The 17113-nt window shown below is 69.6% G+C and carries 18 protein-coding genes; 11 read left to right on the top strand and 7 right to left on the bottom strand.

The window, feature by feature from the left end:
• Positions 1-57: 57 nt before the first annotated feature.
• From AAG827_RS16635 to AAG827_RS16620, 4 genes are all read left to right on the top strand, one after another.
• Positions 58-852 carry a PspA/IM30 family protein gene (locus AAG827_RS16635; RefSeq protein ID WP_341927291.1) on the top strand — a complete coding sequence of 265 codons (795 nt, stop codon included), beginning with the start codon at positions 58-60 and terminating at the stop codon, positions 850-852.
• A gap of 46 nt (positions 853-898) precedes the next feature.
• A complete protein-coding gene (gene htpX / locus AAG827_RS16630) occupies positions 899-1816 on the top strand; it encodes a zinc metalloprotease HtpX (RefSeq protein ID WP_341927290.1) in 918 nt (305 codons plus the stop codon).
• Entirely contained in the window at positions 1816-2391 is a 576-nt protein-coding gene (locus tag AAG827_RS16625; protein ID WP_341927289.1) for a hypothetical protein, read from the top strand. The genes htpX and AAG827_RS16625 overlap by 1 nt, the downstream gene beginning before the upstream one ends.
• Positions 2392-2454: 63 nt before the next feature.
• The gene (locus tag AAG827_RS16620; RefSeq protein ID WP_341927304.1) at positions 2455-3651 is read left to right on the top strand and encodes a GAF domain-containing sensor histidine kinase; all 1197 of its coding nucleotides are present in this window, start codon (positions 2455-2457) and stop codon (positions 3649-3651) included.
• 36 nt (positions 3652-3687) lie between these two features.
• Here the strand turns inward: AAG827_RS16620 and nadA are convergent, their stop codons facing one another.
• Positions 3688-4872, bottom strand: coding sequence for a quinolinate synthase NadA (gene nadA / locus AAG827_RS16615; RefSeq protein WP_341927288.1), 1185 nt, complete (start codon positions 4870-4872; stop codon positions 3688-3690).
• 30 nt (positions 4873-4902) lie between these two features.
• Positions 4903-5784, bottom strand: a complete 882-nt coding sequence (locus AAG827_RS16610) for a GNAT family N-acetyltransferase (protein WP_341927287.1) — start codon at positions 5782-5784, stop codon at positions 4903-4905.
• Between the two features lie 62 nt (positions 5785-5846).
• Here AAG827_RS16610 and AAG827_RS16605 point away from each other — a divergent pair, with 62 nt between their 5' ends.
• Positions 5847-6932: a glycerate kinase gene (locus AAG827_RS16605; protein ID WP_341927286.1), complete on the top strand. Its 1086-nt coding sequence runs from the start codon at positions 5847-5849 to the stop codon at positions 6930-6932.
• A 69-nt stretch (positions 6933-7001) separates the two neighbouring features.
• The gene (gene erpA, locus AAG827_RS16600; protein WP_341927285.1) at positions 7002-7364 is read left to right on the top strand and encodes an iron-sulfur cluster insertion protein ErpA; all 363 of its coding nucleotides are present in this window, start codon (positions 7002-7004) and stop codon (positions 7362-7364) included.
• Between the two features lie 182 nt (positions 7365-7546).
• Here the strand turns inward: erpA and AAG827_RS16595 are convergent, their stop codons facing one another.
• The gene (locus AAG827_RS16595) at positions 7547-7777 is read right to left on the bottom strand and encodes a hypothetical protein (protein WP_341927284.1); all 231 of its coding nucleotides are present in this window, start codon (positions 7775-7777) and stop codon (positions 7547-7549) included.
• Between the two features lie 63 nt (positions 7778-7840).
• Here AAG827_RS16595 and AAG827_RS16590 point away from each other — a divergent pair, with 63 nt between their 5' ends.
• Positions 7841-8821, top strand: a complete 981-nt coding sequence (locus tag AAG827_RS16590; protein ID WP_341927283.1) for a carbohydrate kinase family protein — start codon at positions 7841-7843, stop codon at positions 8819-8821.
• Positions 8822-8840: 19 nt separating this feature from the next.
• Here AAG827_RS16590 and AAG827_RS16585 read toward each other — a convergent pair whose 3' ends face one another.
• Together AAG827_RS16585 and AAG827_RS16580 are read right to left on the bottom strand one after the other, a co-directional pair.
• On the bottom strand, positions 8841-9098 hold the full coding sequence (locus AAG827_RS16585; protein ID WP_341927282.1) for a sulfurtransferase TusA family protein: 258 nt from the start codon (positions 9096-9098) through the stop codon (positions 8841-8843).
• On the bottom strand, positions 9095-10237 hold the full coding sequence (locus AAG827_RS16580; RefSeq protein ID WP_341927281.1) for an aminotransferase class V-fold PLP-dependent enzyme: 1143 nt from the start codon (positions 10235-10237) through the stop codon (positions 9095-9097). The genes AAG827_RS16585 and AAG827_RS16580 overlap by 4 nt, the downstream gene beginning before the upstream one ends.
• 93 nt (positions 10238-10330) lie before the next feature.
• On the opposite strand from AAG827_RS16580, the gene coxB reads away from it, so the two are divergent.
• From coxB to AAG827_RS16560, 4 genes are all read left to right on the top strand, one after another.
• Positions 10331-11206 carry a cytochrome c oxidase subunit II gene (gene coxB / locus AAG827_RS16575; protein ID WP_341927280.1) on the top strand — a complete coding sequence of 292 codons (876 nt, stop codon included), beginning with the start codon at positions 10331-10333 and terminating at the stop codon, positions 11204-11206.
• Between the two features lie 74 nt (positions 11207-11280).
• Complete coding sequence (gene ctaD, locus AAG827_RS16570; protein ID WP_341927303.1) at positions 11281-12960, top strand: cytochrome c oxidase subunit I; 1680 nt, start codon at positions 11281-11283, stop codon at positions 12958-12960.
• The gene (locus AAG827_RS16565; RefSeq protein WP_341927279.1) at positions 12960-13376 is read left to right on the top strand and encodes a cytochrome c oxidase subunit 4; all 417 of its coding nucleotides are present in this window, start codon (positions 12960-12962) and stop codon (positions 13374-13376) included. The genes ctaD and AAG827_RS16565 overlap by 1 nt, the downstream gene beginning before the upstream one ends.
• Before the next feature lie 94 nt (positions 13377-13470).
• Positions 13471-14685 carry an Ig-like domain-containing protein gene (locus AAG827_RS16560; RefSeq protein WP_341927278.1) on the top strand — a complete coding sequence of 405 codons (1215 nt, stop codon included), beginning with the start codon at positions 13471-13473 and terminating at the stop codon, positions 14683-14685.
• A gap of 317 nt (positions 14686-15002) precedes the next feature.
• Here the strand turns inward: AAG827_RS16560 and AAG827_RS16555 are convergent, their stop codons facing one another.
• Entirely contained in the window at positions 15003-16754 is a 1752-nt protein-coding gene (locus tag AAG827_RS16555) for a ubiquinol-cytochrome c reductase cytochrome b subunit (RefSeq protein WP_341927277.1), read from the bottom strand.
• Positions 16754-17113 (bottom strand): Rieske (2Fe-2S) protein (locus AAG827_RS16550; RefSeq protein WP_341927276.1); only part of this gene is annotated, 360 nt, incomplete at its 5' end. The genes AAG827_RS16555 and AAG827_RS16550, both read right to left, overlap by 1 nt.

Genomic DNA, 17113 nt, shown 5'->3' with positions numbered 1-17113 from the left:
CGTAGGCTGAAGTGAGACCACGCAGCACGCAGGACCATCCGAGAGGGACCCCACCCGATGAGCATGATGAAGCGCATCAGCCTGATCTTCCGGTCGAAGGCCCACAAGGCACTCGACCGCGCCGAGGACCCTCGCGAGACCCTCGACTACAGCTACCAGCGCCAGCTCGACCTGCTCTCCAAGGTACGCCGGGGCGTGGCCGACGTCGCCACCAGCCGCAAGCGCGTGGAGCTTCAGGTCGCCCAGCTCGAGCAGCAGGCGGCCAAGTACACCGACCAGGCCGAGAAGGCGCTGAAGATGGACCGCGAGGACCTCGCCCGCGAGGCGCTGACCCGCAAGTCCGGTCTCCAGGGCCAGATCACCGACCTGAAGACCCAGCACGCCAACCTCCAGGCGGAGGAGGAGAAGCTCACCCTCGCCCAGCAGCGCCTGCAGGCGAAGGTCGAGTCCTTCCGCACCCGCAAGGAGACGATCAAGGCGACCTACACCGCCGCCGAGGCTCAGACGCGCATCAACGAGGCGATGTCCGGCATCGGCGACGAGATGGGCGACGTGGGCCAGGCGATCCAGCGCGCCGAGGACAAGACGGCGCAGATGCAGGCCCGGGCCGGCGCCATCGACGAGCTCATCGCCTCCGGTGCTCTGGACGACGCCTCGTCGATCAATGCCGGCGACGACATCGCCCGAGAGCTCGAGGCCATGAGCTCCCAGGCCGACGTGGAGACCGAGCTCGCCCGCCTCAAGGGCCTCTCGGCCCCTGCCGCCCCCGAGGCGATCGCCCCGGGCTACACCCCGCCCAGCGACGTCGTGGGTGAGCCCCGCACCGAGACCGAGGGCGAGACGCCCCGCTGACGCGCGGGCTCAGCAAACCCTTGGGAAGACCGGGGAGACTGGACGCATGGCTCGCTCTCGGTTCGTAGGTGACAAGCGGCTCACGGCCCGCATGACGCTCGTCATGTTCCTGCTCGGTGCACTGTTCGTCGTCCTGGTGGTCGGCCTCGCGTCGGCCGTCGGCGGCGGGCTCGGCATCGTGATCGGGCTGGCCGGCATCGGCATCGCGGTCTACCAGTGGTCGCGCTCCGACAAGATCGCCATGCGGGCGATGGGTGCCCGCGAGGTCACGCCCGAGCAGGCCCCGGAGCTGCACGGGATGATCGACCGCCTGTGCGCCCTGGCCGACATGCCCAAGCCCCGGGTCGGCATCGCCGACACCCACGTGCCCAACGCCTTCGCGACCGGGCGCTCGCCCGACCGCGCCGTCGTGTGCGTCACGACCGGCATCCTCCAGGTCCTGACGGCCGAGGAGCTCGAGGGTGTGCTGGCCCACGAGCTCTCCCACGTCGCCCACCGCGACGTGCTGGTGATGACCGTGGCCTCGTCGGCCGGCATCGCCGCGGGCATGCTCACGCAGGGCGCCCAGTACGGCGGCCTCGGCCTCCTCGGCGGTCGTCGCGACAACAACAACGGGCTGCCCGTCTGGCTCGTGGTGCTCGTCATCAGCCTGGTCGTCTACGCCGTGAGCTTCGTGCTCCTGCGCCTGCTCTCGCGCTACCGCGAGATGTCGGCCGACCGCGCCGGTGCCTACCTCACGATGAACCCCGGCGCCCTGGCCTCGGCCCTGCAGAAGATCACGGGGGAGATGAACACCATCCCCGAGCGCGACCTGCGTCAGGTCAGCGCGGCCAGTGCCCTGTGCATCGCCCCGGCGATCCGCGGCGTCTCGCTGCGCACCCTCTCCTCGACCCACCCCTCGCTGGAGCAGCGGCTCGAGCAGCTCGCCCGGATCCAGGCCGAGCTGGGCCGGCCCACGGTCTGATGGCCGGCTTCTGGCAGTCGATCACCGGCCGTTCCCGGCCCAAGCAGGCCGACCTCGACGCGCTCTTCCTGGTGCCGAGCGCCGCCATCACGCTGCAGACGGCGGCCGGGCTGATGCCGACCGGCACCGGCTCGGTCTGCTACCGGGCGGCCCGGGGTGCGGGCTTCGCCGACACCCAGAGCGACGTCCTGGAGCTCATCCGCGGCGCCGCCGACGCACCCCAGGTCGACGTGAGCAGCGACGAGTTCGGCTTCACCTGGCTGACCGTGCATCGCGACCCCGACGACACCGGCGGCCTGTGCACCGACCTCCACGCGGTCAACACGACGCTCGAGCTGGAGGGCTTCGGGCCGTCCCTGCTGTGCTCGACGATCCCGTTCGAGGACTCCGCTGGTCGTCGCGTGGCGCTCGTCTACCTCTACAAGCAGGCCTCGTTCTACCCGTTCGCCCCCGGAGCCGGGCAGAGGCGCGACACGCTCCTCGAGCTCCAGGTGGGGGAGACCCTCGCCGCCGAGATCCCTGTCGAGAAGGACAAGTCCCGCTGGTTGGCCCTGTGGGGCGCGCCCGGGCTCTGAGCCGCAGCTCGCCGTCGTACGCCTGCGGGGACCTTGGGGGGGTGCAAGAATCAGGCCGTGACGATGACAGCCGACCACCAGCGCCGTGCCTCCCACATCGCCGCTTACGACGTGCTCGACGGCCCGCCCCGCCGCGACCTGCTCGCGGTGGTCGAGCTCGCTGCCAACATCTGCGACGTGCCGATGGCGACGATCAACCTGATCACCGACGTGGCCCAGCACCAGGTCGCGACCGTCGGCTTCGACGCCTCGGTCTGCCGCCGCGAGGACTCGATGTGCGCGGCCGTGCTCGACGCCGACACCCCCATCGTGGTGGCCGACGCCAGCCTCGACGAGCGCTTCAGCAACAACCCGTTCGTCACCGGGGCGATCGGCAACGTGCGGTTCTACGCCTCCCACAAGCTGATCACCCCGGCGGGGGTCGGCATCGGCACCCTGTGCGTCTTCGACACCGAGCCGCGCACGATGGACGCGGGCCAGGTGGCCGCGCTGGCGACGCTCGCCGAGCGGGTCGTCGACATCCTCGAGCTGTCCCTGCGCAGCCGCCTCCTGGCCACGACGCTGGCGGAGGTGGAGGCGATGCGTGACGAGCTGAGCGTCTCCAACGACCGGCTGGCGTCGTTCGCCGGGCAGGTGAGCCACGACCTCAAGACGCCGCTGACGAGCGTGACGATGTCGCTGGAGCTGATCCGCGAGCAGCTCCGGGCCGGCGGCAACGTCAAGGACGCGGAGTGGCTGATCGAGCGGGCGCTCAACGGCTCGGACCGCATGGCGACCCTGATCGACGACGTGCTCGGCTTCGCCAAGCTCGGCGGCACGCTCAACGTGAGCGACGTCGACCTCGGTGACGTGCTGACCGAGGTGCTCGTCGACCTCGGCGTGGCGCTGAAGGGCGTCTCGACCAGCATCGAGACCCTCCCGACGGTGAAGGGCGACGCCGTGCAGCTGCGGGCGGTGCTCCAGAACCTCCTCAGCAACGCCGGGAAGTTCCGCGCCACCGACCGCACCGCGCGCATCGAGATCAGCTCGCGCCGCCGCGGCAACGTGTGGCGCGTCGAGATCACCGACAACGGTCCCGGGGTCCCGGAGGCCGAGCGCGAGCGCGTCTTCGAGCCGCTGGCCCGCGCCACCGAGGCCGTCGAGGGGTTCGGCATCGGTCTCGCGACCTGCCGTCGGGTCATCCAGGCGCACCACGGCCGCATCGGCCTCGACGCCGCTCGCGGCGGTGGCACCGTCGCGTGGTTCGAGCTCCCGGCCTGATCCGCGCCCCGCTCCGGCCCGGCGTGACCAGCCGGGTCAGTCCCGGTGCGACTTGCCCGGCAGGTCGAGCATCCGCTGCAGCGCCACCAGGGCATCGCGCTCGGTGTCGTCGTCGACGTCGATCTGGTTGACGACGATCCCGTTGACCAGCGACTCCAGCGCCCACACCAGGTGCGGCAGGTCGATGCGGTTCATCGTCGAGCAGTAGCAGACGTTCTTCTCGAGGAAGACGATGTTCTTGTCGGGGTGGGCGTTGGCGAGCCGCTTGACGAGGTTGAGCTCGGTGCCGATCGCCCAGGTGGAGCCGGCCGGCGCCGCCTCGATGGTCTTGATGATGAACTCCGTCGAGCCCACCAGGTCGGCCTTGAGCACGACCTCGTGGGTGCACTCGGGGTGCACCAGGATCTGGATGTCCGGGATCGTCGCGCGCAGCTTGTCGACGACCTGCGGCGTGAAGCGGCCGTGCACCGAGCAGTGGCCCTTCCACAGGATCATGGTGGCGTCGCGCAGCTGCTCGACGGTGAGGCCGCCGTGGGGCTTCTGGGGGTCCCAGACGACGCAGTCGTCGAGGGTGTAGCCCATCTTGAGCACGGCGGTGTTGCGACCGAGGTGCTGGTCGGGGAAGAAGAGGATCTTGCCGCCGCCCTCGAGGTGCGCCTTCTGGTCGAAGGCCCACTCGAGCGCCACCTCCGCGTTGGAGGAGGTGCACACGACGCCGCCGTTGCGACCGCAGAACGCCTTGATGTCGGCGCTGGAGTTCATGTAGGTGACCGGCACGACGGCGTCCTGGACGCCGGCCTCGGCCAGCGCGTCCCAGGCGTCCTCGACCTGGGTCAGGACGGCCATGTCTGCCATCGAGCAGCCGGCGGCCAGGTCGGGGAGCACGACCTTCTGGTGCGGCCCGGTCAGGATGTCGGCCGACTCGGCCATGAAGTGCACGCCGCAGAAGACGATGTACTCCGCCTCGGGCCGACCGGCCGCGTCGCGCGCGAGCTTGAAGGAGTCGCCGGTGACGTCGGCGAACTGGATGACCTCGTCGCGCTGGTAGTGGTGGCCCAGCACGAACACCTTGTCGCCCAGGGCCTCCTTGGCGGCACGGGCGCGCTCGACCAGGGCAGGGTCAGAAGCGGCCGGCAGGTCCCCGGGGCACTCCACGCCGCGCTCGGCGCCGAGGTCGGTGCCGCGGCCCAGCGGCAGGAGGGGCAGGTCGACGGTCGTCATGCCACGATCCTAGTTCGCTCGGCGGACCCCTCAGAGGAGGGCACCGTTGTGGACGTACGGCGACGGGGGCGCCATCCCCCTCAGCCCGAGGTAGCCCTCCTGGTGGAGCTCGAGGCGCGCCGCCAGGCCGACGTCGATCGCCCACTCGTTGGCGGCGGTGAGGTGGTGCACGTTCTGCTCGGGACCCCCGTCGGCGATCGCGGTCCACAGCAGTCGGGTCGCCGCGGTGCGGTTGGTCGCGGCGAGCAGCATGACGCTGCCGTCGGGGGCCAGGTAGGCGTAGCCGGAGCCGGTCGTGGTGTCGGAGACGATCGATCGCCACAGGTGCTGCATGAGCGGGTGGTCGACGCCGTGGGCGGCGCCCCGCACCTGCCGGTCGATCGAGTCCATCAGGTCGGTGTCGCCCGCCGACCCCTCCCGCACCTTGTCGACGACCGGGATGGCCGAGCGGTCCACGGTCCCGGTGAGGTGCATCTGCGGGTGCAGGGAGAAGCCCGCCAGGCGATAGCGACGCACGGCCTTCGGGTCGCTGGAGGAGGAGAGCATCCCGCGCAGGCAGCCACGCCCGTGCTGCAGCGCCGCGTCGAGGAGGGCCCGCCCGAGGCCGCGGCCCTGCAACCCCGGCCGCACGGCGTACGTCGCGAGGCACCAGGTCGTGTCGCGCACGAACGAGGTGGCCATGCCGATCACGCCGCTCCCGTCGTCGGCGACCCAGCAGCCGCCGGGGTCGGTCTCGAGGAAGTGGTGGGTGCGCAGGATCCACCCCTCGCTGCGCGCCGCGGAGCGCCGCTGCGGTGCGGGCCGGTCACGGCGGGTGGTGCGCTGGTCGAGCTCGAGGAAGCTCTCGGCGCTCAGGCGCTCGGCGGCCGGCACGTCGTCGGGGAGCATCGGCCGGATCGTCACCTCGGTCATGGGACGACCCTAGGGGCGGGCCCTGGGTGTGCCCTGTCGGTGGGGTCGGACAGGATGGCGGCATGCGAGTCCTGGTGGCGCCCGACAAGTTCGCGGGCACGTTGACCGCCGTCGAGGCGGCCGACGCGATCGCCGCGGGCTGGCGCCGCCACTCGCCCGACGACGAGCTCGACCTGGCGCCCATGGCTGACGGCGGTCCCGGCTTCGTCGACGTCCTGCACGCCAGCCTCGGGGGCGAGCTCAGCGCGATCACCGTCGAGAGCCCCTTCGGCACCCCGGTGCCGGCGACGGTGCTCGTGGTGGGCGACACGGCCTACGTCGAGACCGCGCAGGCCTGCGGCCTGCACCTGACCAAGGGAGAGGGCGTCGAGTTCGCCACCACGATCGGGGTCGGGGAGCAGCTGCTCGCCGCGCTCGGCACGGGGGTCGGACGGATCGTCGTCGGTCTCGGTGGCAGCGGCACCAACGACGGGGGTGCCGGGCTGCTCGAGGCGCTCGGCGCCGTCAGCGAGACGCCGCTGGGGTGCGGACCGATCGGCTTCCCCGGCATCACGAGCGTCGACCTCGAGCCCGCCCGGCGACGGTGCGCCGGCGTGGAGCTGGTCGCCGCGACCGATGTCGACATCCCGCTCACCGGGCTCTTCGGGGCGACCAAGACGTTCGGAGCGCAGAAGGGTCTCGCCGAGGAGCGCCTGGTCGTGGTCGACGGCCTGCTGGAGGAGCTCGCGACCGCCACCGATCGTCGTACCTCGCTGGAGAAGGGGGCCGGAGCGGCCGGCGGGCTCGGCTTCGCCCTGATGCTGCTCGGCGCGACCCGCACCCCCGGCATCGACCTGGTCGTGGACGCCGTCGACCTGCACGAGCGCGCCCGCCGCGCGGACCTCGTCATCACCGGAGAGGGCGCCTTCGACTTCTCCAGCCGCTCCGGCAAGGTGCCCTACGGCGTCGCCCAGGTCGCCGAGCAGGCGCTGCGACCCTGCGTGGCGCTGGCCGGGCAGGTCCTGGTCGGCGCACGCGAGATGCGCGCGCTCGGCGTGGAGTCGGCCTACTCGCTGGTCGACCTCGTGGGGGAGGAGCGTGCCTTCGCCGACCCCGCGGGCTCGCTGGCCGATCTGGCCGCCCGGGTGGCCCGGACCTGGTCGAGGTAGGGAATATCCCCGGGTGTGCGACCATTGAGCAAGGCAAGACAACCGCACCACGGACTTGGGAGTCATCACATGACCGAGCAGCTCGAGACCACCGAAGAGCGCCGCACCGACCAGATCAACCTGAGCTCGGTCGCGGCCGGCAAGGTGAAGAGCCTCCTCGAGCAGGAGGGTCGCGACGACCTGCAGCTGCGCATCTCCGTCCAGCCCGGCGGCTGCAGCGGCCTGCGCTACCAGCTCTTCTTCGACGAGCGCACCCTCGATGGTGACGTCGTCACGTCCTTCGACGAGGTCAACGTCGTCGTCGACCGGATGAGCGTGCCCTACCTCAACGGCGCGATGATCGACTTCGTCGACTCGATCGAGAAGCAGGGCTTCACCATCGACAACCCCAACGCGACCGGCTCGTGCGCCTGTGGAGACAGCTTCCACTGATCACGGCCGCGCCGGTCTGACCGGCACACAGCAACGCCCCCGACGGATCCCGTCGGGGGCTTTCTGTTGGTCCAGGTCGGCAGGCACGTCACCGGGTTTCGACACGCTCCGTCGCGGGTTCGCACGCTCACCCGTGGTCGCTGCTCAACCACCGTCGATCACGCCCGCTGACGCGGCCGTGATCAATCCAGGTGCAGGTGCAGCGCGTTGGCGATGCGGGCGGCCGCATCGCTGACCCGGATCTCCCGCTTGGGCACCTCGCGGGGGAACTCGTCGAAGTGGATGCTGGGGACGGGGCCGACGGCGCTGCGGGCGGCCTGCTCCAGGCGGCTCTCGAGGCCGAGGTTGCGGCCGGCGGCCTGGCAGTCGGCGGCCATGTCGGTGGGGCTGGCGAGGTCCTCGTAGGGCGTCATGATCCGACGCTATTGGCTACTCGGGCGTAGCCCCAGCAGTACCCGTCGGTAGTGTTCCGTGCCATGACGTCTGGGTCTCTCCTCATCGCCGGTTCCATCGCCACCGATCACCTGATGACCTTCGGGGGGAAGTTCGAGGACTCCCTGGTCGTCGAGCAGCTCGACAAGCTCTCGGTGTCGTTCCTCGTCAACGACCTGGAGATCCGGCGCGGCGGAGTGGCTCCCAACATGTGCTTCGGTCTCGGCCGGCTCGGGCTGCGCCCGGTGCTCGTCGGGTCGGCCGGCGAGGACTTCGGCGACTACCGCTCCTGGCTCGAGCGCCACCACGTCGACTGCGACTCGGTCCACATCTCCGAGACGCTCCACACCGCCCGCTTCGTGTGCACGACCGACTCGACGATGGCGCAGTTCGCGTCGTTCTACCCCGGCGCGATGAGCGAGGCCCGTCAGATCGAGCTGGCCCCGATCGCGGAGCGCGTCGGTGCCCCCGCCTACGTCCTGATCGGCGCCGACGACCCCGATGCGATGCGGCGCCACACCCACGAGTGCCGCCAGCGCGACTACCCCTTCATCTCCGACTGCTCCCAGCAGCTCGCGTTCTCCGGCGGGGAGCTGATCCGCGACCTCATCGACGGGGCCGCGATCCTCTTCTCCAACGAGTACGAGTCCCACATGATCGAGCAGAAGACCGGCTGGTCGGCCGACGAGATCCTGTCCCGCGTGGGGTTCCAGGTGACCACGTTGGGGGCCCAGGGCGTCCGGATCACCGGCGAGAAGCTCGAGACCATCGAGGTGGCCGCCGCCAAGAACGTGACCGCCATCGAGCCCACCGGGGTCGGCGACGCCTTCCGGTCCGGCTTCCTCGCCGGCATGGCGTGGGACCTCGGCCTCGAGAGGGCGGCCCAGGTCGGCTGCGTGCTGGCGGCCTACGTCGTCGAGACGGTGGGCACCCAGGAGTACTCCTTCACCCACGAGCAGTTCGTCGCCCGCGTCGAGGAGTCCTACGGCTCCGAGGCCGCCGACGAGGTGGCCGCCCACCTCTGACCCGGGGCTCGTCGGCGAGCTAGGCCCTCCGGCGCACGAGGAAGCGCGGCGCGCCGTCGGCGGCGCTGTCCTCGCCGACGTAGTCGTGACCGCGCATGCGGCACCAGGCCGGCACGTCGTGGCGCGCGGCGACGTCGGTCGCCACCACGGCGATCACGTCCCCGACCGCGACCTCGTCGACGTGACGCGCCAGCTCGATGATCGGCAGCGGGCACATCAGGGCGCGGCAGTCGAGCTCCAGGGCGACCTCCGCTGGGCCCTCGGGGGAGTCGGTCACAGGCCGACGTCCGCACGGATGTCGGCCACGGCGCCGGGCAGCACCTCGAGGAAGGCGTCGATGTCGGCCTCGGTCGTGTCACGGCCGAGCGAGAGCCGCACGTTGCCGTGGGTGAGGGCGCCCATCGCGGAGAGCACGTGGCTGGGCTCCAGCGTCGAGGCCGTGCACGCCGAACCGCTCGCGATGCCGAAGCCACGTCGGTCGAGGGCGTGCACGAGGGCTTCGCCGTCGACGTAGAGGAAGGAGAAGGTCACCAGGTGGGGGAGCCGGTCGACCGGGTCGCCCACGACGTCGGTGTCGGGGATGCGGGCCACGGCGGCGCGCACCCGGTCGACGAGCGCCGCGTGGCGGGCGTTGACGGCCTCGCGCTCCTCGACGACGGCCTGGAGCGAGGCCGCGGCCGCCAGCGCGGCCGGCACGTTCTCGAAGCCGCTGGACCGGTCGTCGACCCGGTCGTCGCGGGGGAAGGGGCTGGACCAGCGCACGCCCTTGCGGACCAGCAGGACCCCCACGCCGGCCGGGCCACCCCACTTGTGCGCCGAGGCGGCGGCCGCCGACCAGCCGTGGGGGAGGGGGGTGCGTCCAGCGGCGGCGCACGCGTCCATGAACAGGGGTACGCCGTCGAGACGGTCGGCCACCTCCGTGACCGGCTGGGTCGTGCCCACCTCGTGGTTGGCGGCCTGCACGGCGACCACGGCTGCGCCCTCGGCCCGGCTCAGCAGCTCCGCCACGAGCACGCGACCCTGGGCGTCCACCGCGACCGCCTCGTGCTCGTCGCCGGCCCAGGCCGCCGCGTGGAGCACGGCGGAGTGCTCGACCGCGGTGTGGACGATGCGCCGACCGACCCGGGCGCGCGCCCGGTGCAGCCCGAGCAGGCCGCGGTGCACGGCGTCGGTGCCGGACGACGTGAACGTGACCTCGTCGGGTCGCACCCCGAGTCCCTCGGCCACCACGGCCCGCGCGTTGTCGAGCAGCAGGCGGGCGTTACGGCCCGGTCGGTGCAGGCGTCGCGGGTCGCCGTACCCCTGCTCGAGCGCGGCCAGCAGGGTGTCGCGCGCGGCCGGGTGGAGGGGCTCGGAGGAGGCCGAGTCGAGGTAGCACGGCGGCGGGGTGGGGGACCCCTGCGCGGCATTTGTCACACCGCGACATTAGCGGTGCCCCGGGCGGGGATCTCAGCCTGCGTTCAGATAGTCTGTAGAGCAATCGTGACCGCCTGAGAGGAAGGCTCGTAAGTGAGTCTGCAACTCCCCGAGCGCAGGGATGGATCCGGCAAGTTCCGCCGCCGGTTGACGCTCCTCGCCCTGTTCGGCATCAGCCTCATCGCCCTCACCGGGTGCTCCTCCGAGTCCTCCGGGGAGTGGGAACGTCTGGCCATGCCAGACCCCGCGACCATCGAGGGCGAGTCGATCCTCGAGCTGTGGCAGGGCGCGTGGATCGCGGCCCTCATCACCGGTGTCTTCGTGTGGGGCCTGATCTTCTACGCCGTCGTGAAGTTCCGTCGTCGCAGCGACGACGAGGTCCCGGTGCAGACGCGCTACAACCTGCCGCTCGAGATCTTCTACACGATCTTCCCGATCGTCATGGTCGTCGTCTTCTTCTCGCACACCGTGCGCGTCCAGAACGAGGTCCTCGACGACTCGCCGGCCGACAACACCATCGAGGTCGTCGGTCAGCAGTGGACGTGGACCTTCAACCACCCCTACGACGACCAGTACGTCTACGAGGGCGGCGACGGCAACACCATTCCGACGCTCGTGCTGCCGGTCGACGAGACCACGCGCTTCAACCTCCACACGCCCGACGTGATCCACGACTTCGGTGTCCCCGGCTTCCTGATGAAGATGGACGTCATGCCGGGTCAGGACAACCACTACCAGGTCACGCCCAAGCGCATCGGCTCCTACGCCGGCAAGTGCTACGAGCTCTGCGGGGTCTACCACTCCCGGATGCTCTTCAACGTCGAGGTCGTCTCCCGAGCCGACTACGACGCCTACCTGCAGGGGCTCGAGGACGCGGGCTCCGCGGCCGAGGAGCCGATCCTCGGCGGCTCGTACGCCGACACCCAGATCGGCCTGGAGCCCACTGACGCCGAGGAGGCCGCAGAGTGACCACCACCGCACCACGCCCGACCGACGTGCAGGTCGCGCCCCGCAAGCCGCTGGGCCAGCAGCTGGTCCGGATCATGACCACGACCGACCACAAGCTGATCGGCAAGCTCTACCTCATCACGTCGTTCGCGTGGTTCATGGTCGGCGGCCTCATGGCCATGCTGATCCGCTCCGAGCTGGCCTTCCCCGGCAGCCAGGTCGTCAACGACGAGCTCTACAACCAGCTCTTCACGATGCACGGCACGATCATGCTGCTGCTCTTCGCGACGCCGCTGTTCTTCGGCTTCGCCAACGTGATCATGCCGATCCAGATCGGCTCGCCCGACGTGGCGTTCCCGCGACTCAACATGTTCAGCTACTGGCTGTTCCTGTTCGGCGGCCTCATCGCCGCCTCCGGCTTCCTGACGCCGCAGGGTGCGGCCGACTTCGGCTGGTTCGCCTACACCCCGCTCTCCGACGCCGTCCGCTCGCCGGGTGTCGGTGGTGACCTGTGGATCATGGGCCTGTGGATGGCCGGTCTCGGCACCATCCTCGGCGCGGTCAACTTCATCACCACGATCATCTGCATGCGCGCGCCCGGCATGACGATGTTCCGGATGCCGCTCTTCGTGTGGAACACCCTGGTCACCAGCCTCCTCGTGCTGATCGCCTTCCCGGTGCTCGCCGGTGCGCTGCTCTCCCTCGAGGCCGACCGCCTGCTCGGTGCCCACGTCTTCGACACCGCCCACGGTGGCGCGATCCTGTGGCAGCACCTCTTCTGGTTCTTCGGGCACCCCGAGGTCTACATCATCGCGCTGCCGTTCTTCGGCATCGTGACCGAGATCCTGCCGGTCTTCAGCCGCAAGCCGATCTTCGGCTACGTCGGCCTGGTCGGCGCCACCCTCGGCATCGCGATCCTCTCGGTCGCGGTGTGGGCCCACCACATGTTCGTCACCGGCGCGGTCAACCTGCCGTTCTTCTCCGGCATGACCTTCCTGATCGCGGTGCCCACGGGAGTGAAGTTCTTCAACTGGATCGGCACGATGTGGGGGGGATCCCTGTCCTTCGACACCCCGATGCTGTGGTCGATCGGCTTCCTCACGACCTTCCTCTTCGGTGGTCTGACCGGCATCATCCTGGCCTCGCCGCCGCTGGACTTCCACGTCTCCGACTCCTACTTCGTGGTGGCGCACTTCCACTACGTCGTCTTCGGCACCGTGGTGTTCGCGATGTTCGCCGGCTTCTACTTCTGGTGGCCCAAGATGACCGGCCGGATGCTCGACGAGCGCCTGGGCAAGATCCACTTCTGGCTGCTCTTCGTCGGCTTCCACCTGACCTTCTTGGTCCAGCACTGGCTCGGGGTCGAGGGCATGCCGCGTCGCTACGCCGACTACCTGCCCGGTGACGGCTTCACGACGCTTAACCAGATCTCCACGATCGGTGCGTTCCTGCTCGGCGCCTCGACGCTGCCCTTCCTCTACAACGTCTACATCTCGCGGCGGGCTCCGCTCGTCGAGGTCGACGACCCGTGGGGCTGGGGACGCTCGCTCGAGTGGGCCACGAGCTGCCCGCCGCCGCGGCACAACTTCGTCACCATCCCGCGGATCCGCTCGGAGTCCCCGGCCTTCGACCTCCACCACCCGGAGATCGCGGCCATCGAGCTCGACGAGAACACCGCTGCCCGTGATGGGAAGTTCGCCGACGCCCCCGACATGGAGGGTCGCGAGCAGCTGCTGCGCGACAACATCGACGACCAGAAGAAGGGCGAGTCCTGATGAAGTCCGAGACCTGGATCTTCGCGATCTGCACCGTCTTCCTGGTGCTGGTGACCCCGGCTTACTGGTTCGTCACCGCCGGCTCCGACCAGGGCGGTGACTGGACGGGCACCTCGGCGCTGACCATGACGGCGCTGCTGACCCTGATGATCGCCCTCTACCTCGGCTTCCACGCCAAGAAGATGGACCCCCGTCCCGAGGACCGCAAGGACGCTGAGATCGCTGACGGCGCCGGCGAGCTGGGCTTCTTCCCGCCCTACTCGTGGTGGCCCCTGTGGTGCGCCGCCACGCTCGGCGCGATGGTGCTCGGCATCGCGGCCTCCGCATGGTGGATGTTCATCATCGGCAGTGTCCTCGGCGCGATCGCGCTCAGCGGTCTCGTCTTCGAGTACTACCGCGGAGAGCACGCTCACTGATCCCTGGATCTGAGGACGACCGGGTTAGGCTGACAACATCGGCCTGGCCCGGTCGTTTCTGCTTCACCCGTCGTCACCCTTGGGGAGTCTCACCATGTTCAGCCGCCGCTCGGTCGGTGCCTCCGCGCTCGTCCTCAGCAGCTTCGCCTTCGCCGCCTGCGATGCCGGATCGGCTCTGCCAGGAGCCTCCTCCGACGACCCCACGTCCGGGGCCTCCGAGTCCGGCGCATCGCCGAGCGAGGCCGCCGTGGTCGGTGTGATCGCGACCAACATCCCCCGGGGCGGCGATGTCCAGCCGGTCAACAAGGTCGTGAAGGTGTCCGCCAAGGACGCCACGCTGACCTCGGTCAGGGTGACCTCCGATGCCGGTGACGTGCCCGGCACCCTGGCCCGCAACGGCTCCCGCTGGACCGCCGACGAGCTGCTCGAGCCCGGCGCCACCTACACCGTCCGCGCGGTCGCGGAGGGCGCCGACGGCAAGACGATCCGTCGTACGACGGAGTTCGCGACGCAGGCCCTCACCCTCGACGACCAGACCTACCCCTCCGTCGCGCCGCTCGCCGGCGAGACCGTCGGGGTCGCCATGCCCGTCATCGTCACCTTCGACCTGCCGGTGAGCGACCGCGAGGCCTTCGAGAAGCGCATGGAGGTCACCGCTTCGCCTGCGCAGCCCGGGTCGTGGCACTGGCTCAACGACAACGAGGCGCACTACCGCCCCGGCACCTACTGGAAGCCCGGCACGAAGGTCTCCGTGGACGTCGACATCAACGGTGTCGACGCCGGCAACGGGATCTACGGGCAGGAGGACCGCGTCGTCGACTTCGAGGTCGGCGACGCCAACGTCTACAAGGTCGACGCCGCGTCGCACCAGATGAAGGTGTTCTCCAACGGCGAGCTCCGCCGCACCATCCCGATCACGACCGGCAAGCCCGGCTTCACGACCCGCTCGGGCACCAAGGTGATCATCGAGAAGTTCGACAGCAAGCGGATGAACTCCGAGACCGTGGGCATCCCCGCGGGCAGCTCCGAGGCCTACGACATCGACAACGTCCAGTGGGCCATGCGCCTGACCTACTCCGGCGAGTTCATCCACGCCGCCCCGTGGTCGGTGGGCTCCCAGGGCAACGCCAACGTGTCCCACGGCTGCACCGGCATGAGCACCGAGGACGCCGCCTGGCTCTACGACATGAGCCGTCGCGGCGACCCGGTCGAATACACCGGCACCGACCGGCCGATGACCTTCGACAACGGCTACGGCGACTGGAACATGTCCTTCAAGGACTACCAGCAGGGCTCCGCACTCCGCTGACCGCGCGACTCGGCGCGTGAAGGGGCGGGCGCGGCACCGCCGACGCGAGTGCTCGCCGCTGCGCCCATCCGTCATACGACAGGACGACCGATCCTGTGCCGCCGAGTCGGCGCAATGTTGTTCTTGGAGGGTCGAGTCGGCGTGATGTTGCACGTGCAGCGTCGCCTCGGCGCAATGGTGCACCGGGCGTTGCAACATTGCGCCGACTCGGCGATCCCGGGGTGGGGGAGGCTAGGGGAGAGCAGTGGCCGGGAATGCGAACGGCCCCGCCCGACACGAGGTCGGACGGGGCCGTGCGGTTGGCTCAGTGCCAGCGATCAGTGGTCTCCGCGGAGGTTCTCCCCGTCGACCGAGTGGTGACCGTCGAACTGGTGTCCGTCGGCCGCGTGCCCCTCCAGGGAGGCCTGGAGCTCGTGCTCGTGATCGGCGTGGTGGTGCGCCGCCTCGAGCTCCTCGGCCGTGACCGGCTGGACGTTGTCGGCGTACATCAGTGTCGAGAGCCGGCCGCGCAGGCCGTCGAGACGGCCGCCCTTCTCGTCGAGACCGTTGGCGTCGGTGCCGCCACCGGGGGTGTAGACCTCGTCGCGGTCCCGGGCGGTCAACGTGTAGGCAGCGGTCTCGCTGATCGGCAGGTGACGCTCGGAGTAGCCACCCTCGGCCGAGCGCATGATGATGCCCGTCTCGTAGCCGTGGAGGAGCTTCTCCTCGTCGTGACGCTGCAGCGAGATGCACCAACGTCGCGTGATGATGAACGCGACGATCGGACCGATGAACACCGCTCCACGCATGAAGTAGGTGATCTGGTTGATGCTCAGGTGGAGCTTGATCGCGATGATGTCGTTGCCACCCGCGGCCCACATCAGGCCGTAGAAGGTCATCAGCGCGACCATGACGGCCGTGCGGGTCGGGGCGTTGCGCGGACGCTCGAGCAGGTGGTGGTCGCGCTTGTCACCGCTGATCCAGGACTCGATGAACGGCAGCAGGAGCAGGATGGTGAACATCAGTCCGGGCAGCACGATGATCGGGAGGAAGACGTTCCACGGGATCGTGACTCCGAGGAAGCTGGACTCCCAGCCGGGCATGATGCGCAGCGCACCGTCGGGCCAGCCCATGTACCAGTCGGGTTGCGATCCCGCGGTGACCTTGGTCGGGTCGTAGGGACCGAACTTCCACACCGGGTTGATCGTCATCAGGCCACCCATCAGCGTGGTGACACCGAAGACGATGAAGAAGAAGCCGCCGGCCTTGGCCGCGTAGACGGGGAGCATCGGGAACCCGACGACGTTCTCCTCGGTGCGTCCGGGACCGGGCCACTGGGTGTGCTTGTGGTAGACGAGCAGCAGCATGTGCGCCGCGATCAGGGCCAGCAGGATGCCGGGGATCAGCAGCACGTGGACGGTGTAGAGGCGCGGGATGATCGAGTCACCCGGGAACTCGCCACCGAAGAGGAAGAACGACGCGTAGGTGCCGACGACGGGGATCGACTTCATGAAGCCGTCGGCCGCGCGGATGCCAGTGCCGGAGAGCAGGTCGTCGGGCAGCGAGTAGCCGGTGAAGCCCTCGAGCGTGCCGAGGAGCAGCAGGAGGCAGCCGATGACCCAGTTGAGCTCACGCGGCTTGCGGAACGCGCCCGTGAAGTAGACGCGGAGCAGGTGGATCATCATCGAGGCGATGAAGAGCATGGCTGCCCAGTGGTGCATCTGCCGCATGAGCAGGCCGCCGCGGACGTCGAAGGAGAGCTTGAGCGTCGAGGCCATGGCCTCGGACATCTCCACGCCGCGCAGCGGGTTGTAGGAGCCCTGGTATTCGACCTCGCCCATGCTCGGGGTGTACCAGAGCGTGAGGAAGACACCGCTCAGCAGCAGGACGACGAAGCTCCACAGGGCGATCTCGCCGAGCATGAAGGACCAGTGGTCCGGGAAGACCTTGCGGAGGTTCTTCTTGGCCAGGCCGGCCAGGCCCAGGCGCTCGTCGGCCCAGTTGGCGACGACGCCCGCCTTGCCCGGCTTCTTCGCGGTGGCCGGCTCGCCGGCATTGCTGTCCGCGACCTTGCTGGTGTCCACGCTCATCAGCCACGCTCCCAAAAGCTCGGACCCACCGGCTCGGTGAAGTCACTCTGTGCCATGAGGAAACCCTCCTCATCGACCATCAAGGGCAGCTGCGGCAGTGCGCGCGCAGCGGGGCCAAAGACAACTTTACCGGAGTCGGCAAGGTCGAAGGTCGACTGATGGCAAGGGCAAAGCAGGTGGTGGGTCTTGCGCTCGTTGAGCGAGATCGGGCACCCGACGTGGGTGCAGATCTTGGAGTAGCAGACGATGCCGTCGACGGACCAGTTCTTGCGTCCCTCGGCGACGGTGATGTCGGAGGGGTCCATGCGCAGGAGGATGACCGCTGCCTTGGACTTGGCGACCTGGAGCTCGACGCCCTC

The organism is Nocardioides psychrotolerans (genome assembly GCF_943371775.1).
GTDB classification, from domain to species: domain Bacteria; phylum Actinomycetota; class Actinomycetes; order Propionibacteriales; family Nocardioidaceae; genus Nocardioides; species Nocardioides psychrotolerans_A.
Note: the sequence above shows the minus strand (reverse complement) of the source record. Positions and strands in the feature narration are given on the sequence as shown.